A 22,725-nucleotide genomic window follows, 5' to 3' on the forward strand; every position below is an offset into this window, starting at 1 on the left:
GTTGATCGGCGACGGTTGAGTGAACTCAGCAGTCGCCCCACACACGATCGTCATCCCCGCGAAAGCGGGGATCCAGTACGCCGCGGCTCATCGATCAAGCATCGGCGTCTCTGGAATACTGGGTCCCCCGCCTGCGCGGGGGACGACAGCGGTGGACAGCCACAATGACCGAAACACTCGACACTCCGCGAACCGGCGCAGCCAGCGCGACAGCAGCCCCCCTGCTCTCCGTCCGCAACATCGAGGTCGTCTATGACGACGTCATCCTGGTGCTGCGCGGGCTCAGCCTCGATGTGCCCAAGGGCGCGATCGTCGCGCTGCTCGGCGCCAACGGCGCCGGCAAGTCGACGACGCTGAAGGCGATCTCCGGCCTGTTGAAGACCGAGGACGGCGAGGTCACGCGCGGCGAGATCATGTTCGACGGCGCGCGCATCGACGGCATCGATCCGGAGAAGATCGTCCGCCGCGGCATCTTCCAGGTCATGGAGGGGCGCCGCATCGTCTCCGACATGACGTCGCTGGAGAACCTCAAGCTCGGCGCCTTCACGCGCTCCGATCGCGAGGTCGCAAGCGACATCGAGATGGTGTTCAACTATTTCCCGCGGCTGAAGGAGCGCACCGGCCTCGCCGGCTATCTCTCCGGCGGCGAGCAGCAGATGCTGGCGATCGGGCGCGCGCTGATGGCGCGGCCGAAGATGATCCTGATGGACGAGCCGTCGATGGGACTGTCGCCGCTATTGGTCAAGGAAGTGTTCGCGATCATCAAGGAGATCAACCGCGATCTCGGCGTCACCATCCTGCTGGTCGAACAGAACGCGCGCGCGGCGCTGTCGGTGGCCAGCCACGGCTACATCATGGAGCAGGGCAAGGTGGTTCTCGACGGCACCGCCGACAGCCTGCGCGACAATGAGGACGTCAAGGAATTCTACCTCGGCGGCGCCGGCGACCAGCGCAAGAGCTTCAAGAACCTGAAGAGCTTCAAGCGGCGGAAGCGGTGGCTGTGAACGTCACACTCCGTCATTCCGGGGCGCGCGGCACGCGCGAACCCGGAATCTCGAGATTTCCGGGTTCGGTCCAGTGCGCCAAATGGCTTCGCCAGTTCGCGCAGCGAACCGTCCCGGAATGACGTGCCAGGACACGAGCAATGACCACCCACTACGACGCCCTCGAAACCCGTGATCCCGCAGCCCGCGAGCAGGAGCTGTTCGGCCGCCTGCCCGACGTGCTGCGCGCGGCGACGACGGCGCCGGCGTATGCGGCGCTGCTGCAGGGCATCGATCCCGGAGAAATCACGAGCCGCGCCGCGCTGGCGCAGCTGCCGGTGCTGCGCAAATCCGAACTGCCTGCCCTGCACAAAGCTGCCCCGCCGTTCGGCGGCTTCGTCGCGCAGGCGCCCGGCGCGTTCTCGCGCCTGTTCACATCGCCCGGACCGATCTTCGAGCCGGAGGCAGCGCACAACGATCCCTGGCGCGGCGCCCGCGCGCTGTTCGCGTCGGGCTTGCGCAGTGGCGATGTCGTGCTCAACACCTTCAGCTATCATCTGACGCCGGGCGGCTTCATCTTCGATGCCTCGGCGCGCGCGCTCGGTTGCGCTGTCATTCCGGCGGGACCAGGGAACACCGAGGCGCAGTTCGAGCTGATCGAGGCCTATCGCCCGATCGGCTACAGCGGCACGCCCGACTTCCTCAAGATCCTGCTCGATGCCGCCGCCAGCGCCGGCCGCGACGTCTCCTCGCTCAAGCGCGCGCTGGTGTCGGGCGCGGCGTTCCCGCCGTCGCTGCAGGCCGAGATCAAGGCGCGCGGCATCGATGCCTATCAGGCGTTCGGCACTGCCGATCTCGGCATCATCGCCTATGAGACCGCAGCGCGCGACGGCATGGTCGTCAACGAGGACCTGATCTTCGAGATCGTCCGCCCCGGCACCGGCGATCCGGTGGCGCCAGGCGATGTCGGCGAGATCGTCGTGACCTCGCTCGATCCCCACCATCCCTGGATTCGCCTCGCGCTCGGCGACCTCACCGCCGCTCTGCCCGGCATCAGCGCCTGCGGCCGCACCAACATGCGCATCAAGGGCTGGATGGGCCGCGCCGACCAGACCACCAAGATCAAGGGCATGTTCGTGCGCCCCGAGCAGGTCGCCGAGATCGGCAAGCGCCACCCGGAGCTCGGCCGCCTTAGGCTGGTCGTGACCCGCGCCGGCGAGACCGATGCGATGACGCTGAAGGCGGAATGCGCCTCGCCGTCAGATGGCCTGCAGGACGCGCTCGCCGCCAGCCTGCGCAACATCACCAAGCTCGGCGGCAGCATCGAGCTGGTCGCGCCGGGCGCGCTGCCCAACGACGGCAAGGTGATCGCCGACGAGCGGTGAATTCCTCTCATTGTCCCCGTAGCGGGAAGCCCTGCACCAGCGGCATGAGCGCGGCGGCGCGCACCGCCCCCACGCAATTGTCGCATCACGCGCGCTCTCCTATACAGCCATGTCCCGTCTCTCGGAGTTCGTCCGCATGGCCTTTCCGCGCGCGTCCAAAGCCCTGTCCCGCTTCACCGTGCTCGATCTGACGCGGGTGCGCGCCGGCCCGACCTGCGCGCGGCAGTTCGCCGATTGGGGCGCCAACGTGATCAAGATCGACGCCATGATGGAAGACGGCGGCGAGGCGCTCGGCGGCCCGCGCCGCGGTTCCGACTTCCAGAACCTGCATCGCAACAAGCGCGCGATGACGCTCAATCTGAAAGATCCCAAAGGCGTCGACGTGTTCATGCGGTTGGCGAAGCAGGCCGACGTGGTCATCGAGAACTATCGCCCCGACGTCAAGACCAAGCTCCGCATCGACTACGAGGCGGTGCGCAAGGTCAATCCGCGCATCGTCTATGGCAGCATCTCCGGCTTCGGCCAGGACGGCCCCTATGCCAAGCGGCCCGGCTTCGATCAGATCGCGCAAGGAATGGGCGGGCTGATGTCGATCACCGGCGCGCCCGGCGAGGGGCCGATGCGCGCGGGCATCCCGATCGCCGATCTCTCCGCGGGCCTGTCCTGCGCGATGGGCATTCTCACCGCGCTGCTCGAGCGCGAGGTCTCCGGCGAAGGCCAGTGGGTCCAGACCTCGCTGTTGCAGGCGCAGATCTTCATGCTCGACTTCCAGGCCGCGCGCTGGCTGATGGAGAAGGACGTCGCGCCTCAGGCCGGCAACAACCATCCGACCAGCATCCCCACCGGCGTGTTCAAGACCTCCGACGGCTACATCAACATCGCCGCGACCGGCGGGCGGATCTGGGAGCGGCTGTGCCAGACGCTCGGCGCGCCCGAATGGATCGACAATCCGGACTACGCCACCGCGCCGGCGCGCTCGAAGAACCGCGACGCGCTCAACGCCGAGATCAACGCGCGCACGCTGGCAAAGACGAGCGAGCAATGGGTTGCCGAGCTCAACGCCGCTGGGGTGCCGTGCGGCCCGATCTATGCCATCGATCAGATGTTCGCAGACCCGCAGGTCCAGCATCTCGGCATGGCGCAGCAGGTCGCCAGCGACGACGGCCGCGACATCACGCTGGTGGCGCAGCCCTTCACCTTGTCGCGGACGCCGAGCCGGATGGCGGCGCGGCCGCCGGACTTCGGCGAGCAGACCGAGGAGATTCTCTCCGAGTTCGGCTTTACCGACGGCGAGATCGCCGATCTCCGGCTGCATCGCGTCGTGTGAGCAGGTGCAATATGACCAAGCCGCGGCATCCCGCCGCTGTGGCCCAGATGTCACCACGTTGGAACTTCGACCTGGGCGGGATTGAGGCCAGAGCGAGACCGCGTTAACCTCTTCTCATCAGTTGACGCGGACCCCTGGGGCCCGCGGGCGTGAGGAGTAGCGGGTCATGAGCGCATCGGAATTGAACGAGTTTCTGTCGGCGATGGATATCGTCCGCGACGTCAACGCCGCCGCTCTGAATCACGACGGCGCGCTGCCCTTCGATGAGACGATGCTGGACAACGAGTCCGACTGGTACCACATGCCGGTCGCGGAGAAGGCCAACTGAGGCTGACCTGCCTCGGGTTCGCGTCCTCGCTGACCTACATCACCTTTGCTCGAAGCCTTCGTTCCGAAAAGCCGGACGGAGGCTTTTTCCTTTCGAGGGTGACGGGATGAGCTGCGAACCCTGATCCACCGAATGCAAAAAAAAGCCCGACGCACGCGCCGGGCAAGGTGATCGTCTCGGGAGGAAACATCAGGGCGCGATGACCAAAGATCAGGCACCGCGCGTGAGCAGCACGACGTCTGCCCATGAATGAAGCCTACCACTGTGCTGCCTAAAATGCTGTCATCGCAAAGACACAACCTCTGGAGAAGCGCGGAAGCGATTCGAACAACGGTCCGTCGCTGCCGATCCGGCCTCTCGTAAACGTGTCGGCGGTGCCACAGTCCGATTACGATCTGCACTGCCGCTCAATTCACCCAAAAAGTCACAATTCCCGCCCCCGCAAATTTGCGTGCTTTGGACGACGGCCTGCGTCCGTCGATCGGTACCGGCCTGATATCGAGTCGCGCGAAGGGCTGAAGTGCTGATCCCAGGCAGATTGAAGAACGAGACATCGGCCGATTCACTCCGACGTACTCAGTTGCGTTGGCTGACAGCGACGACAGCGCTACTCACCGTCATGCTCGCCAGCCCAGTCCTCGCCCAGGCGACGAGTGGCGGCGACGGCGGCGCAGCGACTGGGAATGGCGGCACGAGTTCGGCCACTGGTTCGGGCGGCGATGGTGGTGCCGGAGCCAACATTGCGCAAGGAGGCGGCGGCGGCGGCGCGGGTGTGAACGGCGGCAACGGCGGAGGTGACAGCACGGGCCAGACCCTGGGGGGCCAAGGCGGCATCGGCGCGGGCGAGCGGGGACATGCCGGCGAAAGCGGCAGCGGGAGCACCGGCGGCGGCGGTGGCGGTGGTGGCGCTCATGGCGCGGTGGTCATCACGAACGACGTCAATTCGACAACCGTAACCGGCGGCAATGGCGGACGGGGCGGCTCGACCAGCCTCAGCTTCGGAGCCGGCGGCGGTGGAGCGGGCGGCTACGGGGTGGTCGTGGATGGCAGCGGCCTGACGTACACGAACGTTGGGGTGATCACTGCTGGTGGCGGCGGTCCCGGCGGCGTCGCCAACGGCACTGGTCGTGGAGGCGACGGCGGCGATGGTGGTTACGGCGTCTATCTGACCGGCACCAGTATCCTGGTCAATTCTGGCGCGATTTTCGGTGGCGTAGGCGGCGATGGCGGCAACACCGCCAACAGCATCCAATTCCACGCCGGTGGCGATGGCGGCAATGGCGGTGCAGGCGCGGTCTTCGCAGCCGGTGGAACCTTGATCAACTCCGGGAGCATCAGCGGTGGCGCTTCAGGAAACAAGGGCGTTGGCCCAAATGCGAACGACGGCGACTACCGTCCGGCCGGGGCCGGCGTCACCGGCGCCAATCTCACCATCATCAACAGCGGCACGATCTCGGCCGGGTTCAATACCGGCGGCGTCGCCGTGACCAGCGCCAACGCAATCACCTTCACCGGCGGCAGCAACACGCTGGAGATCTGGGCGAGCTCGATCATCAACGGCAACGTGGTCGGCACCGGCAGCGACACCTTCCGGCTCGGCGGCGCTGTGAACGGCACCTTCGACGCGTCCACGATCGGCGCCTCGGCGCAGTATCAAGGCTTCTCGAGCTTCGTGAAGACCGGCACGAGCACCTGGACGTTGACCGGCACCACGACCGCCGTCACGCCCTGGGCCATCAACCAGGGTGCGCTCGCGGTCTCCTCCGACGCCAGCCTCGGCGCGGCCTCCGGCGGGCTCTCGTTCGGCGGCGGCACGTTGCAATATCTCGCGGGCTTCAGCTCCAGCCGCAACATCACGCTCAATGCCGGCGGCGGCAGCTTCGACACCAACGGCAACAACGCCACGCTCAGCGGCACGATCACCGGCAGCGGCGGACTGACCAAGCTCGGCGCGGGCACCCTGACGCTGACCGGGACGACCACTTTTGCCGGCGACACCGTCATCAGCGGCGGCACCCTGCGGACCGGTGCGTCCGGCGTTCTCTCGGTCGCCAGCAGCTACATGATCGCGAGCGGTGCGACGCTCGACATCGATGGCACGGGCCAGACCATCGGCGGACTTGGCGGCAGCGGCAGCGTCCTCCTCGGAACCAACGGGTCGCTGGCGATCGGCGACAATGGCGGCGCCACCGTGTTCTCGGGCACGATCTCGGGCAGTGGCACCTTCGTCAAGAGCGGCCCGGGCGTGCTCACACTCGGCGGCACCAACACCTACACCGGGGCGACCATCGTCGATGGCGGCACGCTGCGCGCCGGCGCGGCCGGCGCCTTCGCCCCCTCGAGCTCCATCGAGGTCGACAATGGCGGCACTCTCGATCTCAACGGCTTCAATCAGACGATCGCCTCGCTGACGGGCGGCGGCGCCGTGCTGCTCGGCGCGGGCACGCTGACGTCAGGCGGCGACAACGCCAGCACGAGCTACACCGGCACGATCTCCGGCAGCGGCGGCTTCACCAAGGTCGGCACCGGCACGATGCGGTTCGACGGGCCGACCAGCTACACCGGCGCGACCACGATCGGCGCCGGCACCTTGCAGGCCGGCGCCTCCGGCGTGCTCGCCTCGGCCAGCGCGTTCATGATCGCGCCGGGTGCGACGCTCGATCTCAACGGCTTCGATCAGAGCATCGGCTCGCTGGCGGGGAACGGAAGCGTCCTGCTCGGCGCGGCGACGCTGACGGCGGGCGGCAACGATGGCAATACGACCTTCTCAGGCACGATCTCCGGCAGCGGCGGTTTCACCAAGGCCGGCAGCGGCCGGATGACTCTCACCGGCGCCAGCAGCTACACCGGTGCGACCACCATCAACGGCGGCGTGCTCGACGTCGAGGGCGCGATCACCAATACGTCCGGTGTGACCGTCAATGCCGGCGGCACGCTGATGGGCGCGGGCCTGGTCGATCCGCCGATGACAGTCAGCATCAACAATGGCGGCACGCTGGCGCCCGGCAATGGCGCAGCCGGCTCGTCGATGACCATCGTCGGCAACCTCGCGTTGCAGTCCGGCGCCTTCTATCTGGTGCAGCTCGATCCGACGACGGCCACGTTCGTGAGCGTGACCGGATCGGCCACGCTCGGCGGCGCGACCGTCAAGGCCGAGTTCGACGCCGGCGGCTATGTCGACAAGCGCTACACCATTCTGACGACGAGCGGCGGCATTACGGGCAGCTTCGGCTCGGTGGTGAAGACCAACCTGCCCTCCGGCTTCAAGACCAGCCTGAGCTACGACGCCAACAACGTCTATCTCGATCTGATCCTCGCCTTCGCCCTGCCCGGCGGGCTCAACGGCAATCAGAAAGCGGTCGGCGACACGCTCTCGGTCTTCTTCGACCGAACCGGCGACATTCCGGTCGTGTTCGGCAAGATGAATCAAGCCGGGCTGACACAGGCGTCCGGTGAGAGCGCGACCGGGAGCCAGCAGACGACGTTCAACGCGATGAGCCAGTTCGCGGGCCTGCTGACCGATCCGTTCGCACAGCGTGCTGGCGGCGGTACCGGCAGTGGCAGCGCGAGCAGCTACGCGGACCCCACGCGCAAGCGCACCGATGCCTTTGCGATGCTGACCGACGACAGGCCGGCGGACTTCGCGCAGCGCTGGAATGTCTGGGCGGCCGGCTTCGGCGGCTCACAATCGACCAGCGGCAATGCGGGCGTCGGCTCCAGCGACACCACCAGCCGCATCGCCGGCACCGCTGTCGGCGCCGATTACCGGATCGCGCCGCAGACCTTTGCAGGCTTCGCGCTCGGCGGCGGCGGCACCAACTTCAGCGTCGGCGGCCTCGGCTCCGGCCGTTCCGACCTGTTCCAAGCCGGCGCCTATCTGCATCATCATATCGGCCCGAGCTATCTCGGAGCCGCCCTGGCCTATGGCTGGCAGGACGTCACCACCGACCGTGCCGTCACCATCGCCGGCGCCGACCGGCTGCGCGCGACCTATCAGGCCCACGCCTGGACCGGCCGCATCGAGGGCGGCACCCGCTTCCTTGCGCCGGTCGGCGGCATCGGATTGACGCCGTACGCAGCGGCGCAGGTCACGAGCCTGCGGCTGCCCGGTTACGTCGAGCAAGCCGTCGCCGGGGCCTCGACGTTCGCGCTGAGCTACAACGGCAAGACGGTCGCTGATACGCGCACTGAGCTCGGCCTGCGGACTGACAAGTCCTATGCCTTGAGCGATGGCACACTCACCCTGCGCGGCCGACTCGCCTGGGCGCACGACTTCAATCCCGATCGTTCAGTCGCCGCGACCTTCCAGACGCTGCCGGGCGCGAGCTTCGTCGTGAACGGCGCAGCGCAGGCGCGCGATTCCGCGCTAGCGACCACATCGATCGAGATGAATTGGCTGAACGGCTGGAGCGCAATGGCCACACTGGAGAGCGAGCTCTCGAACGTCACGCGCTCCTATGCAGGCAAAGGGACCGTGCGCTACGCGTGGTGAGAGCTGGCGCGGCGCTCACCTCTCCCGCGCCCGTCCTTCGAGACGCCCGCCAAGGGGCGGGCTCCTCAGGACGAGGTCTGAATCCGCGGCGCGATCAAGATCCTCTCCATGAATACGCGGTCGGCGTGTTCATGGCCTCGTGTAAGGCGGCCGCTCGGTCCCTAGCCCGTCATGGTGAGGAGCGCCGCGCCCAGACCAACGAAAATGGCAACGGTCGAGCGCGGCGCGTCTCGAATTATGAGGCCCAATACGTCGCGGCCAGCTTGCCCTACGCCTCGGCCTTCGCCGCAGGCGCGCTGGACTTGCCGAAGCTCGCCACCAGCCGATCGATCAGCGGCCAGAACAGCAGCAGGATCGCCAGCGTCGTGATGGTGCCGACGAGACCGTTGGCCCAGAACACCTTCATGTTGCCGCCGGAGATGATCATCGACTGCCGGAATGCATCCTCGGCACGGCTACCGAGCACCAGCGCCAAGGTGAACGGCGCCAGCGGGATCTTGATCTTCTTGAAGACATAGCCGACGACGCCGAAGCCGAGCATCAGCCACACGTCGAACATCGCGTTCTGGATGGCGTAGGCGCCGATCGCGCAGGACACCACGATCATCGGCGCCACCGCCGCGAACGGCACGCGCAGGATCGAGGCGAAGATCGGCACGGTCGAGAGCACCAGCACGAGGCCGACGACATTGCCGAGATACATCGAGGCGATCAGGCCCCAGACGAAGTCCTTGTGCTCCACGAACAGCAGCGGGCCGGGATTGAGGCCCCACACCATCAGGCCACCGAGCAGGATCGCCGCGGTACCCGAGCCGGGAATGCCGAGCGCCAGCATCGGCAACAGCGCCGCGGTGCCCGAGGCATGCGCTGCGGTCTCGGGTGCGAACACGCCCTCGATACGGCCCTTGCCGAAACTATCCTGGTTCTTGGAGAAGCGCTTGGCGAGGTTGTAGCCCATGAAGGAGGCCGCAATCGCGCCGCCCGGCGTGATGCCGAGCCAGCAGCCGATCACTGAGGAACGCAGCAGCGTCATCCAGTATTTCGGCAGATCCTTCCAGACGGCGAGCACCGTGCGCAAGGAGATCGCGGCGGCGTGACCGCGCAGCGCCAGGCGTTCCTCCATCGTCAGCAGGATCTCGCTGATGCCGAACAGGCCGATGACCGCGACCAGGAAGTTGATGCCGCGCAACAGATCGGTCGAGCCAAAGGTCATCCGCAACTGACCGGACACGGTGTCCATGCCGACGCCGGCAAGCAGCAGACCGAGCGCCATCGCAATGACCGTCTTGTGCTTGTCCTCGCGTCCCAGGCCCACGAACGAGCAAAAGGTCAGGAGATATACGGCGAAGAATTCAGGCGGACCGAACTTCAGCGCAAACGACGAGATCCAGGGCGCCAGGAAGGTGATCAGCATCACTGCGACCAGCGAGCCGATGAACGACGAGGTGAAGGCGGCGGTCAGCGCTTCCGCTGCTTTGCCCTGCTGCGCCATGGGATAGCCGTCGAAAGTGGTCGCCACCGACCACGCCTCGCCGGGAATGTTGAACAGGATCGAGGTGATGGCGCCGCCGAACAGCGCGCCCCAGTAGATGCAGGACAGCATCACGATGGCCGAGGTCGGGTCCATCGAGAAGGTCAGCGGCAGCAGGATGGCGACGCCGTTGGGGCCGCCCAGCCCGGGCAGCACGCCGACGAAGACGCCGAGCACCAGCCCGACCATCATCAAGAGCAGCGTCTTCCAGGTCAGGAGGACCGCGAACCCGTGCAGCAGCAGACCCAAGGCTTCCATGATTCCATTCCAGCTATTTTGCCGTCATTGCGAGCGCAGCGAAGCAATCCAGAGTCGAATGCGCAGCCCTGGATTGCTTCGTCGCTTCGCTCCTCGCAATGACGGGGAGAGACCGGTATCAGTACCCGAACGCCGCTTCGAGCGGGCCCTTCGGCATGATCACGTCGAACACGACATCGAACGTCACGAACATCACGGCGCTGAACAGGAACGCCGTGAGCAGCGATTTCCAGATCGCGATCTTGCCGACGAGGCGCATGAACCCGGCGATGAGCAGGAAGCTCGCGACATAGATGCCGAGGAACTGCATCGCGATGCAGAACAACAAGGTCGGCACGAACACGGCCATCACGCGGCGCAGTTGCGCGCGCGTCACGAAGGTCTCGACTGCTTCCTTGCTCGACAGGAAGGCGGCGCCGATCCCGTAAAGGCTGGCGCCGCCGAGGATCACCGACAGATAGAACGGAAAGTAGCCGGGCTCCGGACCGGTCGAGTCCCAGGACGCACCGGTCCGCCAATTGTCCCAGGCGAGCACGACCGCGAGCGCGAGCAGCAGCAGCGACACCGCGACGTCGACGGTCCCGGTAGAGGTGACGGCCGGAGAATTCTCCTCCGGCGCGGTCGGATCGTCGACGGCAATCTCGAGCTCAGCGTTGGACATCGATCCTCCTCATCCCCTCGCCCCGTCCAGCCTTACTTGGCGACGAAGCCCGCTTCCGTCATCAGCTGCTTGTTGAGCGAGCCATCCTCTTCGAGGAACTGCAGCATGTCCTTGCCAGTGAGGAAGATCGGCTTCAGCGCCTGCTTCTCCATGTAGTCCTTGTACTCCGATGTCTGCACCAGCTTGCTGAACAGGTCGATGTAGAACTCCTGCTGTTCCTGCGTCACCTTGCCCGGCAGGAACATGCCGCGCAGCATAAGGTACTGCACGTCGAGCCCCTGCTCCTTGCAGGTCGGAATGTCGTTCCAGGACTGCGTTTCGGTGACCTTCGTCGTGTAGGAGATGCGCTCCTTGTCGAATACGCACAGCGGACGCACCTGGCCGGCGCGCCAGACTTCGAGATTTTCCGACGGATTGTTGACGTTGGATTCGGTGTGACCGCCGACCAGCTGGGTCGCGGCCTCGCCCCCCGACTTGTAAGGCAGATAGGAGAACTTGGCGCCGGTCTTCTTCTCCATGAAGACGGTCAGCACGTGGTCCTCTCGCTTGGAGCCGGTACCGCCCATCTTGAACGGCGAGGCCGACGTCTTGGCGGCATCGATGAACTCCTTCACCGTCTTTGGGCCGTTGACGTTGTCCCACAGCACGAACTGGTCGAGTGCGATCACCGCAACCGGCGACAGCTCGTGCCAGTCGAACGGCAGCTTGGCCGACAGCGGCAGCATGTAGATCAGCGAATAGGCGATCAGGATCTTGTTCGGATCGCCGTCGCTGGACTTCATGTACATCAGGGCTTCGGCGCCCGACGCGCCGCCCTTCAGCGACACGACAACCGGCTGCTTCAGAAGATTGTTCTTCTGAATGGCAGCCTGCATCATCCGCGCCATCTGGTCGGATGCACCGCCGGCGCCCGCGGCGACGACGATCTCGACCGGCTTGGTCGGCTCCCAGCCGGCAAAGGCCGGAGCGCTTGTGAAAATGGCCGCCGTCGCGGCCGCGATCTTGATCAGTTTGCGCACGTGTTTTCTTCCCCGTTCGAAACGCCAGCTTGCATCCTACCAGGATACTGCTGGCTTATTGTGGTCAGTTCAAGAACACAAGCACGATGCGGCCTCATGTTCCTCGGCATAAGGTCGCAAGCACGGCATCGGACTACTTGCCTTTCCAGTTCGGCGTCCGCTTGTTGAGGAACGCCTCCATGCCCTCGCGGAAATCCTCACTCATATAGGCGCGCAGGATCAAATCCTCGCCCTCGTCCCGCGACAGGGTCCGGCGGATGCGGCGCACCGCCTCCTTGGTCACCTCGAGGGTGATCGGCGCGTGCGAGGCGATGAGCTTCGCGGTCTCCAGCGCGCGCGTCTGCAGCGTCTCGACGTCAGGCACGATCTCGTTGAGCAGACCGAGCGCCAGCGCCTCGGGCGCCTCGACCAGCCGCGCCTTGAAGATGAGATCCTTGGTGCGCGCAGGCCCAATCAGCGAGACCACGCGCGAAATGTTCGACATCGACAGGCAGTTGCCGAGCGTACGCGCGATCGGAAAACCGATGCGCGTGGTCTCGGTGCCGATACGGATGTCGCAGCAGGCGGCGATGCCGGCGCCGCCGCCGGTGCAGGCGCCCGCGATCGCCGCAATCACCGGCACACGGCACAGTTCCAGCGTGCCGAGCACGCGGTCGATCCGCGCCTCATAGTCGAGCGCATCCTGCGCGGTCTTGAAGGCGCGGAACTGTGAGATGTCGGTGCCGGAAGCGAAGGCCTTGTCGCCGGCCCCGGTCAGGATCAGCGCCTTGATCGACCGATCGCCATTGATGGCCTCGCAGATCGAGGCCATCTGGTCGTACATCGCGAACGTCATCGCGTTGCGCGCCTGCGGCCGGCTGAAGGTGATCTTGGCGATGCCGTCGTCGACGGCATAGATGAGATCGTCGGAGCCGGTCACAGGTGCGGTCATCAGGCCACCTTCGGAATCGGCGCAGCTTCGCGCGCCTTCAGGACATCCATCGCCGCGAGCACGCCGCCGGCGCGATGCGGGACGTTGGCGAGCGCAAGGCCCATCTCGACGCCGGAAAGCGTGCCCATCAGCATCAGGTCGTTGAAGTGACCGATATGGCCGATGCGAAACACCTTGCCCTTGATCTTGTTCAGGCCGGTGCCGAGCGACATGTCGAAGTTTTCCAGCACCGTCTTGCGGAACTGATCGGCATCATGGCCTTCGGGCATCACCACGCCGGTCAGCGCCGGCGAATGCGCCTGCGGGTCCTGGCACTGCGTGTCGAGGCCCCAGGCCTTCACGGCAGCCCGCGTCGCGAGGCTGTGGCGGCGGTGGCGCGCGAACACGTTCTCGTGGCCCTCCTCCTCCAGCATCTTCAGCGCCTCGTTGAGGCCCATCAACAGATTGCACGCCGGCGTGTACGGGAAGGTGCCGAGCTTGTTGAAGGTGATGATCTCCTGCCAGTCCCAGTAGGAGCGCATGCCGGGATTGGCCTTGGCGGCGGCGAGCGCCTTCTCCGAGACGGCGTTGAAGCCGAGGCCCGGCGGCAGCATCAGGCCCTTCTGCGAGCCCGCGACGGAGACGTCGATGCCCCACGCGTCGTGCTCATACTCCATCGAGCCGAGGCCGGAGATGGTGTCGACCATCAGCAACGCCGGGTGGCCGGACCGGTCGAGGGCCTTGCGCACCTCGAGCGGCGGCGTCAGGCAGCCGGTCGAGGTCTCATTGTGCACGACGCAAACGGCCTTGATCTTGTGCGCCTTGTCGTCGACCAGACGCTGCTCGATCGCCGCGATGTCGGCGCCATGACGCCAGTCGCCGGGGATGAAGTCGACGTCGAGCTTGAACTTGTCGGCGATGCCCCGCCACAGCACAGCGAACTGGCCGGTCTCAACCATCAGCACCTTGTCGCCGGGCGCGAGCGTGTTGACGATCGCGGCTTCCCACGCGCCGGTTCCCGACGACGGATAGATGATCACCGGCTGCTTGGTGCGGAAGATGCGCTGGCTGGCCGCCAGCACCGCGAAGCCGAGCTCGGCGAACTCAGGACCGCGATGGTCCAAGGTCGGCATGTCCATCGCGCGCAGCACGCGGTCGGGTACGTTGGTCGGCCCCGGAATCTGAAGAAAATGCCGTCCCGTGTGCACAGTCATTGGCGTCCATCCCCGGTCATTTGGTTGGTGCGCGGACGTGGCATGCCACGCGCTCGCCGCGCTTTTCTCCCGCCAGACCGCTGGCGTCAATAAAGAAGACGCAAGCACCGATCGCTCCGGGCTGACATCCCTCAGATGCACACAAATCCCCTTCTTCTGTGCAGTGCGGCATAGCGGGGCACCCCGGCTTGCGGCACGCGATTTGGCCTCATGTCACCGCCGCAAGATGACTCGGCGCATTGCCCTGCGATGGCTCGTCGAGCAGGGCCATCGCGGCATCGACACCGCCGGCGCGATGCGGCACGCCGGCCGCGCGCAGCCCCATCTCGACACCGCTCAGCGCAGCCATCAAGGTCAGCGCGTTGCACTCGCCGAGATGGCCGATGCGGAACACCTTGCCCGCGACCTTGGACAGGCCCGAGCCGAGCGACATGTTGTACTTATCGAGCACGACCTGGCGGAACTGATCGGCGTCATGGCCCGGCGGCATGAGCACGGCGGTCAGCACCGGCGAAAAATCCTTTGGCTCCTGGCACAGCACCTCGAGGCCCCAATGCTCGACCGCGGCGCGGGTCGCGGCCGCAAGGCGCTGGTGGCGCGCGAACACCTGATCGAGCCCCTCCTCGAGCAGCACGGCAATCGCTTCGCGCAGGCCATAGAGCAGGTTCGTCGCCGGGGTATAGGGGAAGAAGCCATTCGCGTTCAGCTTCAGCATGTCCTCCCAGTCCCAGAACGAGCGCGGCATCTTGTTGCCCTTGGCAACGAGGCGCGCCTTGTCCGAGATGGCGTTGAAGCCGAGCCCCGGCGGCAGCATGAAACCCTTCTGCGAGCAGGATACGGCGACATCGACCTTCCACTCGTCGAAGCGGAAGTCGGCCGAGGCGAGACCAGAGATGGTGTCGACCATCAGCAGCGCCGGATGTTTGGCGCGGTCCATGGCGGCACGCACCTCGCCGACCCGGCTGGTCGCGCCGGTCGAGGTCTCGTTGTGCACGACCATCACCGCCTTGAGCCGATGGCCGGCATCGGCGACCAGCTTCTCCTCGATGACAGAGGGATCGACGCCACGGCGCCAGTCGCCAGGAATGAAGTCGACCTCGATGCCCCACCGCGCCGCCATCTGCCGCCACAGCGTGGCGAAGTGGCCGGTCTCGACCATCAGCACCCTGTCGCCCGGCGACAACGTGTTGACGATGGCAGCCTCCCAGGCACCGGTGCCCGAGGAGGGGTAGATGATCACCGGGCTGGTGGTCTTGAAGATTGTTTGCGAGCCGCTGAGCACGGCCCTCCCCAGCTCGGCGAACTCGGCGCTGCGGTGATCGATCACCGGCATGTCCATGGCCCGCAGCACCCGCTCGGGCACCGGACTTGGGCCCGGAATATGCAGGAAATGACGGCCTTGGGGACGGGTCACGGCAGAACTCCAGGGAGACGACGGCATTCTGGCACCCATGATTGCATTCAATTTCTTGACGTGCAAGAGCTTAAACGCATTCACGGATGAGGTCGACCACATCTGTAACTACCGCTACAATGGGTAAGATGAATTCCACGATTCCCGATATCGAGACGCCACCCTTGGCTGGGCCAAGCGGTCGATCCGTGCCCGCGCGGGACGAGACCTCGCTGCATGACGAGATCCTGGCACGGCTGCGCGACTACATCGTCGAGGGCCACGTCGCCGACGGTGGACGCCTGTCCGAGCGCCAGCTTTGCGAAATGCTGGGGGTATCCCGCACGCCCTTGCGCGAAGCGCTGAAGGTGCTCGCAGCCGAAGGGCTGGTCGAGCTACTGCCCAATCGCGGCGCCCGGGTGCGCCCTCTCAGCGCCGCCGACATCCATGAATTGTTCGACCTGATGGGAGGCCTGGAAGGCCTCGCCGGGCGCCTCGCCTGCGAGAAGATTTCGGATGAAGCGATCGCGGAAATCGAGCAATTTCATCACGATATGTACGGGTTCTACATGCGGCAGGACATGCAGGGCTATTTCCGCATGAACCAGTTGATCCACCGCGCGATCGTCGACGCCGCCGCCAATGCCACCCTTCATGCGACCTATGAGAGCTTGGCGGGCCGCATCCGCCGGGTGCGCTTCTCCGCCAATTTCGCCCGCAAGCGCGAGCGCTGGAGCGAGGCCATGCGCGAGCATGAGCTGATCCTCGATGCGCTGCGCCGCCGCGCCGGAAGCGAGCTGTCGGACATCCTGTTCCAGCATCTGCGCAACAAGGGCGCGGCTGCGATCGCCTACTTCGCAGAGGGCCAGCCGCCGCTGGCGGGAGCCAAGCCGGACAAGGTCGAATAACGCCCGGGATTGCGCAAATTTGCATGCAATCAGATTGACGCATTTGCGGAAATGAATGACACCGGGCGGAACAGCGCCCGCCGGACGACAGCCGGGCCCGACCAGGGATCACCATGCCGAACGCCAAAGCCGGTCCGTCCAGGCTCGAACAGAAGCTCCGCGCCGAGATCACGGGCAACGTCTTCTTCGACCGCTTCAACCGCGGCCGCTACGCCACCGACGCCTCGTTCTACCAGGTCATCCCGGCGGGCGTGGTCGTGCCGCGCACGATGGACGAGGCGCTGCTTGCGCTCGCCATCGCCCGCGACGACGGCCGCATCGTCACGCCCCGCGGCGGCGGCACCTCGCAATGCGGCCAGACCGTCAACGAGGGGATCGTCGTCGATTTTTCCAAGCACCTGAACCGCATCGTCTCGCTCGATGTCGAGGCCCGGACCTGCGTGGTCGAGCCGGGCATCGTGCTCGACGATCTCAACCGCCAGCTCAGGAAGCACGGCCTGTGGTTTCCGGTCGACGTCTCCACGGCGTCGCGCGCCACGATCGGCGGCATGGCCGGCAACAATTCCTGCGGCGGCCGCTCGCTGCGCTACGGCACCATGCGCGACAACACCATCGCGATCGACGCCGCGCTGGCCGACGGCACGCTGGCGCGTTTCGGCGAGGTGCCGCGCGACCTTGGTGACGTCAGCGCGCCCGACGGCGCCCGCGCGCTGTTCCGCGACATGCTGGCGCTGGGAGAGCGCGAGGCGGCCGAGATCGCCGACAAGTTTCCCAAGGTGCAGCGCCGCGTCGGCGGCTACAATCTCGACGCGCTGACGCCGCGCAACGCCGCCAACAACATGGCCCACCTGCTGGTCGGCTCGGAAGGCACGCTCGCGTTCTCCACCCGGATCGAGCTCAAGCTGTGGCCGCTGATCCGCACCAAAGTGCTCGGAGTCTGCCATTTCGGGAGCTTCTATCAGGCGATGGATGCGGCCCAGCATCTGGTGAAGTTGAAGCCGATCGCCGTCGAGCTGGTCGACCGCACCATGATCGGGCTGGGCCGCGACATCGCGATGTTCCAGCCGGTGATCGCGGCGGCCGTGCGGGGCGATCCCGACGCGATCCTGGTGGTGGAGTTCGCCGAGGAGACCAAGGACGAGAATCTCGCCAAGCTCAAACAGCTCTCCGAGCTGATGGGCGACCTCGGCTTCTCCTGGAGCAACGAGATAAGCAAATGGGGTGGCGTGGTCGAGATCACCGAGCCCGCGCTGCAGACCGCCGTCGCCGACTTCCGCGCCGCCGGCCTCAACGTGATGATGTCGATGAAGGAGGCTGGCAAGCCGGTGTCGTTCGTCGAGGACTGCGCGGTGCCGCTGCCGCATCTCGCCGACTACACCGCGCGCCTCAACGAGGTCTTCGCCAAGCACGGCACGCGCGGCACGATGTATGCGCATGCCTCCGAAGGCTGCCTGCATGTCCGTCCGGTGCTGAACCTGAAGCTGGAGAAGGACGTGAAGGCGATGCGCGCGATCGCCGAGGAAGCCTTCGCGATGGTGCGCGAGTACAAGGGCTCGCATTCCGGCGAGCATGGCGACGGCATCGTGCGCTCGGAATTCCATGAGCAGATGTTCGGCAGCCGCATCGTCGCCGACTTCAAGGAAGTGAAGCGGCGCTTCGACCCGGCGAACGTGCTCAATCCCGGCCGCATCGTCGATCCGCCCAGGATGGACGACCGCTCGCTGTTCCGCTATCCGCCGGACTACCGCGTCGACGACATCAAGACAGTACTCGACTGGTCGGCCTATCCCGGCGCCGCCGGCGGTTTCCAGGGCGCGGTCGAGATGTGCAACAACAACGGCGCCTGCCGCAAGCTCGACGGCGGCGTGATGTGCCCGTCCTACCGCGCCACCCGCGACGAGAAGGATGTCACGCGCGGCCGCGCCAACACCTTGCGACTCGCGATTTCCGGCCAGCTCGGTCCCGGCGCGCTGTCGTCCGACGAGATGATGGAGACGCTGAAGCTCTGCGTGTCCTGCAAGGCCTGCCGCCGCGAGTGCCCGACCGGCGTCGACATGGCCAAGATGAAGATCGAGGTGCTGGCGGCCCGCGCGACCACGCATGGCCTCACCTTGCGCGACCGGCTCGTCGCCTATCTGCCGCGCTATGCCGATATGGCTGCCCGCTTCGCGCCGCTCGTGAACCTGCGCAATCACGTCGCGCCCCTGCGCGCACTGATGGAGCGCGTCGCGGGCATCAGCGCCAGGCGCAAGCTGCCGGCCTTCCGCAGCGACACCTTCCGTGTCGACGCCGACGCGTTCGGTCCGGCTGATGGCCGCGAGGTCGTGCTGTTCGGCGACACCTTCAACCGCGTCTACGAGCGCGAAAACCTCGACGCCGCGCTGCGCGTGCTGATCGCCGGCGGCTATCGCGTGCATGTGCCGAAGCCGACGGATGGTGGCCGCCCGCTGTGCTGCGGCCGCACTTTTCTCTCCGCCGGCCTCGTCGGCGAAGCCAAGTCCGAGCTGCAGCGCCTGGTCGAAACCTACGCGCCGTTCGCATCGCGCGGCGTGCCGATCATCGGCCTGGAACCGAGCTGCCTGCTGACGCTCCGCGACGAGCTGCTGTCGCTGCGCAACGACGCGACCGCGAAAACGATCAGCGCACATGCGCTGCTGCTGGAGGAGTTTCTGGCGCGCGAGGCCGAGAGCGGCCGGCTCGCGCTGCCGCTCGCCCCCCTGCCCGGCAAGGCGCTGCTGCACGGCCATTGCCATCAGAAATCCTTCGCCGCCTTCAAGCCTGTCGAGCAGGTGCTGCGGCTGATTCCGGAGCTCGAGGTCGAGACCATCGAATCCTCCTGCTGCGGCATGGCCGGCGCCTTCGGTTATGGCGCGGAGACCTACGAGGTCTCGCTGCAAATGGCGGAAGCGTCGCTGCTACCAGCCGTGCGCAAGGCCGACGCTGCAACGTTCATCGTCGCCGACGGCACCTCCTGCCGCCACCAGATCCAGGACGGCGCCAATCGTGGCGCCGTTCACGCCGCGCAGCTCCTGGCGATGAGCCTGGAGCGAGGGCGAGCATCTACGTAGTCCGTAGGGTGGGCAAAAGCGAAGCGTGCCCACCGCGGACCTTCCGCTTCGCAAGATGGTGGGCACGCTACGCTTTGCCCACCCTACGCAGCTTCGTTTGAGTTAATGACACAGGGACTCACAGACATGGCCGACCTCTCTCTCGACACCGCCCGCAAGATCCTCGATGCCACCCTCGCCAAAGGCCTTGAAAAGAAGCTCAAGCCGCTCGCCGTGATGGTGCTCGACGCCCGCGGCTGCCTGAAAGCGGCCGCCGCGCAGGACGGCACCAGCCTGATGCGGGCCGAGGTCGCGCACGGCAAGGCTTATGGGGCGCTCGCGCTCGGCCTCGGCTCCCGCGCCCTGTTCCAGCGCGCGCAGGAGCAGGCCTATTTCATCGACGCCGTGAACACGCTGGCCCAGGGGCGCATGGTCCCGGTGCCCGGCGGCGTGCTGATCATGGACGGCACCACGCTCGTCGGCGCCGTCGGCGTCTCCGGCGATACCTCCGACAATGACGAGATCTGCGCGGTCGCCGGCATCGAAGCCGCCGGCCTCAAGGCCAATGCGGGCTGAGCTCGGTCGCACAGCAAAGCTCTGCGAATTCTACCGTTCCAACGATCTCGAGGGGACTGGCGTGCCCTCTCGGAGCTCGGTGGATCGCGCGTCGAACTCCCCGGCGCCGTCAAAAGCTGACGGAGAATTCATTCGGCCGGCTTGACCGGCCCGAAACATTGCCGGCCGCCGCACGTTTGTACCAAGGGGCGCGTGGAGAAACCGGACATGCCTCGCAGACGAACTCGCACCATCATCATCACTGGCGCCTCCGCAGGCGTCGGCCGTGCCATCGCGAAGCGTTTCGGCGAGGCCGGCGATCGCATCGGCCTGATCGCGCGCGACGAGGAAGCGCTGCGCGACGTCCAGCGCGAGCTGCAGGCGCGGTTTGCCCATGCCGAATACGAGGCCGTCGATGTCGCCGATGCGCAGGCCCTGTTCGACGCGGCCGAGCGGCTCGAGCAGCGCCTGGGTCCGGTCGACATCTGGATCAATGACGCCATGGAGACGGTGTTCTCGACCGTGGCCGACATCACGCCGGAGGAATTCCGCCGCGTCACCGACGTCACCTATCTCGGCTTCGTGCACGGCACGATGGCGGCGCTGCGCTCGATGCGCCGGCGCGACGAGGGCCGCATCATCCAGATCGGGTCGGCGCTCGCCTATCGCGGCATTCCGTTGCAGGCGGCCTATTGCGGCGCCAAACACGCGATCCGGGGCTTCACCGACTCGCTGCGTGCCGAGCTGATGCACGAGCGCTCAGGCATCACGCTCAGCAGCGTCGATCTGCCCGCGGTGAACACACCGCAATTCGACTGGGCCCGCGCGCACCTTGCGCATACGCCACGCCCGATGGGCCGGCCGGTGGAGCCCGAGGTGATCGCGGACGCCGTCTATCGCGTTGCCGACGGCGGCTTCCGCGAATATTGGATCGGCTGGCCAACGCTGCTCACCATCCTCGGCAATGCCGTGGCGCCCGCTTTGCTCGACCGCTACCTCGCCGCCAAGGCGATTGCCGGGCAGCAGACCGACGTGCCGTTGGTGCCCGACCGCAACGACAATCTCGACCACCCGGTGACCCGCCTGCATCGTACCCGCGGCTCGTTCAGCCGCGGCGCGGCACAGCAGGCCATGCTGGTGCCCGGCGATGTCGCGCGCGCGTTGACGGTCGCGCTCGGCGCTGCGGTCTTTTTTGCGTTGGGCGCGACCATGAGCCGACGGCGCTGGCGGTGAGCCGCGACGCTGCCCTTGCGCGACACCGGCAAGATGCGCTTCTCTTGCAACGCGGCTTCCACTCGGGCTCGGGGCGCCTCCATGACCATCGAGAGCATCAGCGCGATCACTATCGCCACCCACGAGATGGCGCGCGCCGTCACTTTCTATCGCGCGCTCGGCTTTGACGAGATCGCCCATGGCGGAGCGGACACCCCATTCACGAGCTTCCGCGTTGGGTCCGGTTATCTCAACCTGATCGCGATGCCCCAGGACAAGCAATGGAGTTGGTGGGGCCGCATCATCTTCCATGTCGCCGATGTCGACGCCATCTACGCGAAAGCGCTCGGCGCCGGCTTCACGCCCTCGACCGAACCGCGCGACGCCGAGTGGGGTGAGCGCTATTTCCACCTCACCGATCCCGATGGTCATGAATTGAGCTTCGCGCGGCCGCTGGGCTAACCGAGCTCGAAGGTGGTCACGCCGAACACCCGCTCGATCCGTAGCGGCGGGATCGGCCCGGTGTACATCCGCGCGGTCTCGAACACCGGCTTGAGGCCGAGGCTCTCGGCGAGCGCCACCGCCGCGGAATTGATCGCCGGCACGTCGAGGAATACCTCGGCCTCGCCGACTGTGCTCAACAGAGCCGCGACCACGGCCTCGGCATCGTCGCGCCTCTCGGCAACCAGCGGACCGATCTTGTAGCCGATGCGGCACGGACGGATCACACCCCAGGCGGCTAGCGTATCGTCGCGGATCAGCGCCCGGCCGACATGACCGGGCGTGTCGATCCAGGCCCGCAGGAATGCACGGCGCGGGGCAGGAAACACGGTCGCGTCTGACGCTTCGATCTCGGCGAACGACACATCGCCCAGAGTGACGACACCTGATCGCTCCACCGACTGCGGCAGGGCTACGGGTCGCCCGCCGTAGCGGATATTGGCATACGCATAGCTGAAGCCGGATTTCCGGTAGTTGTCCTGCTGCGCGACCACGCCGTCGAGCCCGACGACCCGCGAACCCGCATGGGCCATCGCCGCCTGCCAGAGCCGCAAGCCGTAGCCGTGCCCGCGCAACTCGGAACGGACGATGTAGAAGCCGAGAAAGGCGAAGCGGTCGTCGTAGTTCACGCAGGACACGGTTGCGACCGGCACGCCCTCACGCTCGGCAATCAGAAAGCCGCCGGGATCGACCACGGCGAAACAGGCCGCATCCGACCGGCCGGGATTCCAGCCCTCGGCCGCCGCCCAATCGATGGCGAGCGAAATCTCGTCCGGGCGCATCGGCCGGATGCGCAGGCCGTCAGCGTTGGGATGTCCGGCCGATGGCGTCATGTTCTCCTCGATCCGAATGCCGCAGCATCTATCAATCATGACGCCGTGCGAAGCTCGGAGCAACCTGCGTAGCCAATTCTGCTGTAAGGTTTCAGTCGCAAACGAAGATCATCCAAGCTCATTGTTCATCTGCGGCAAGGACAAAACCAGGCAACGCTCGAAAGTGTG

General features: G+C 66.3%; 17 protein-coding genes. 10 read left to right on the forward strand and 7 right to left on the reverse strand.

Features of this window, described 5'->3' with window-relative positions; genetic code table 11:
- The first annotated feature begins 164 nt into the window (after positions 1 to 164).
- From QX128_RS26220 to QX128_RS26240, 5 genes are all read left to right on the forward strand, one after another.
- The gene (locus tag QX128_RS26220; protein WP_316180084.1) at positions 165 to 1,004 is read left to right on the forward strand and encodes an ABC transporter ATP-binding protein; all 840 of its coding nucleotides are present in this window, start codon (positions 165 to 167) and stop codon (positions 1,002 to 1,004) included.
- Between the two features lie 140 nt (positions 1,005 to 1,144).
- The gene (locus tag QX128_RS26225) at positions 1,145 to 2,368 is read left to right on the forward strand and encodes a phenylacetate--CoA ligase family protein (protein WP_316180082.1); all 1,224 of its coding nucleotides are present in this window, start codon (positions 1,145 to 1,147) and stop codon (positions 2,366 to 2,368) included.
- A gap of 136 nt (positions 2,369 to 2,504) precedes the next feature.
- On the forward strand, positions 2,505 to 3,695 hold the full coding sequence (locus QX128_RS26230; protein WP_316238923.1) for a CaiB/BaiF CoA-transferase family protein: 1,191 nt from the start codon (positions 2,505 to 2,507) through the stop codon (positions 3,693 to 3,695).
- A gap of 166 nt (positions 3,696 to 3,861) precedes the next feature.
- Positions 3,862 to 4,023, forward strand: coding sequence for a hypothetical protein (locus tag QX128_RS26235; protein ID WP_315803563.1), 162 nt, complete (start codon positions 3,862 to 3,864; stop codon positions 4,021 to 4,023).
- 580 nt (positions 4,024 to 4,603) lie between these two features.
- Entirely contained in the window at positions 4,604 to 8,515 is a 3,912-nt protein-coding gene (locus QX128_RS26240; protein WP_316238924.1) for an autotransporter domain-containing protein, read from the forward strand.
- Positions 8,516 to 8,783: 268 nt separating this feature from the next.
- Here the strand turns inward: QX128_RS26240 and QX128_RS26245 are convergent, their stop codons facing one another.
- The 6 genes from QX128_RS26245 to QX128_RS26270 all read right to left on the reverse strand — a co-directional run bounded on the left by QX128_RS26245 (position 8,784) and on the right by QX128_RS26270 (position 15,522).
- A complete protein-coding gene (locus QX128_RS26245; protein ID WP_316180076.1) occupies positions 8,784 to 10,304 on the reverse strand; it encodes a tripartite tricarboxylate transporter permease in 1,521 nt (506 codons plus the stop codon).
- A 118-nt stretch (positions 10,305 to 10,422) separates the two neighbouring features.
- A complete protein-coding gene (locus QX128_RS26250) occupies positions 10,423 to 10,965 on the reverse strand; it encodes a tripartite tricarboxylate transporter TctB family protein (RefSeq protein ID WP_315803566.1) in 543 nt (180 codons plus the stop codon).
- A gap of 32 nt (positions 10,966 to 10,997) precedes the next feature.
- Positions 10,998 to 11,984, reverse strand: coding sequence for a Bug family tripartite tricarboxylate transporter substrate binding protein (locus tag QX128_RS26255; RefSeq protein ID WP_315803567.1), 987 nt, complete (start codon positions 11,982 to 11,984; stop codon positions 10,998 to 11,000).
- Positions 11,985 to 12,117: 133 nt separating this feature from the next.
- Positions 12,118 to 12,915, reverse strand: coding sequence for an enoyl-CoA hydratase/isomerase family protein (locus tag QX128_RS26260; protein WP_316238925.1), 798 nt, complete (start codon positions 12,913 to 12,915; stop codon positions 12,118 to 12,120).
- Positions 12,915 to 14,108 (reverse strand): pyridoxal-phosphate-dependent aminotransferase family protein, encoded by a 1,194-nt coding sequence (locus QX128_RS26265; RefSeq protein ID WP_316238926.1) that lies wholly within the window; start codon positions 14,106 to 14,108, stop codon positions 12,915 to 12,917. The genes QX128_RS26260 and QX128_RS26265 overlap by 1 nt, the downstream gene beginning before the upstream one ends.
- A gap of 208 nt (positions 14,109 to 14,316) precedes the next feature.
- Positions 14,317 to 15,522 (reverse strand): alanine--glyoxylate aminotransferase family protein, encoded by a 1,206-nt coding sequence (locus QX128_RS26270; protein ID WP_315803570.1) that lies wholly within the window; start codon positions 15,520 to 15,522, stop codon positions 14,317 to 14,319.
- A 128-nt stretch (positions 15,523 to 15,650) separates the two neighbouring features.
- Here QX128_RS26270 and QX128_RS26275 point away from each other — a divergent pair, with 128 nt between their 5' ends.
- From QX128_RS26275 to QX128_RS26295, 5 genes are all read left to right on the forward strand, one after another.
- Positions 15,651 to 16,409 (forward strand): GntR family transcriptional regulator, encoded by a 759-nt coding sequence (locus QX128_RS26275; protein WP_316180066.1) that lies wholly within the window; start codon positions 15,651 to 15,653, stop codon positions 16,407 to 16,409.
- Positions 16,410 to 16,522: 113 nt separating this feature from the next.
- The gene (locus QX128_RS26280) at positions 16,523 to 19,477 is read left to right on the forward strand and encodes an FAD-binding and (Fe-S)-binding domain-containing protein (RefSeq protein ID WP_316238927.1); all 2,955 of its coding nucleotides are present in this window, start codon (positions 16,523 to 16,525) and stop codon (positions 19,475 to 19,477) included.
- 126 nt (positions 19,478 to 19,603) lie between these two features.
- Positions 19,604 to 20,032, forward strand: a complete 429-nt coding sequence (locus QX128_RS26285) for a GlcG/HbpS family heme-binding protein (protein WP_315803573.1) — start codon at positions 19,604 to 19,606, stop codon at positions 20,030 to 20,032.
- Between the two features lie 207 nt (positions 20,033 to 20,239).
- Complete coding sequence (locus QX128_RS26290; RefSeq protein ID WP_316238928.1) at positions 20,240 to 21,244, forward strand: SDR family oxidoreductase; 1,005 nt, start codon at positions 20,240 to 20,242, stop codon at positions 21,242 to 21,244.
- An 81-nt stretch (positions 21,245 to 21,325) separates the two neighbouring features.
- Complete coding sequence (locus QX128_RS26295; protein ID WP_316238974.1) at positions 21,326 to 21,685, forward strand: VOC family protein; 360 nt, start codon at positions 21,326 to 21,328, stop codon at positions 21,683 to 21,685.
- Here QX128_RS26295 and QX128_RS26300 read toward each other — a convergent pair.
- Positions 21,682 to 22,557, reverse strand: a complete 876-nt coding sequence (locus tag QX128_RS26300) for a GNAT family N-acetyltransferase (protein WP_316238929.1) — start codon at positions 22,555 to 22,557, stop codon at positions 21,682 to 21,684. The genes QX128_RS26295 and QX128_RS26300 overlap by 4 nt on opposite strands.
- Between the last annotated feature and the right edge of the window lie 168 nt (positions 22,558 to 22,725).

The sequence above is a fragment of the Bradyrhizobium sp. SZCCHNR1015 genome (assembly GCF_032489875.1).
Lineage (GTDB): Bacteria > Pseudomonadota > Alphaproteobacteria > Rhizobiales > Xanthobacteraceae > Bradyrhizobium.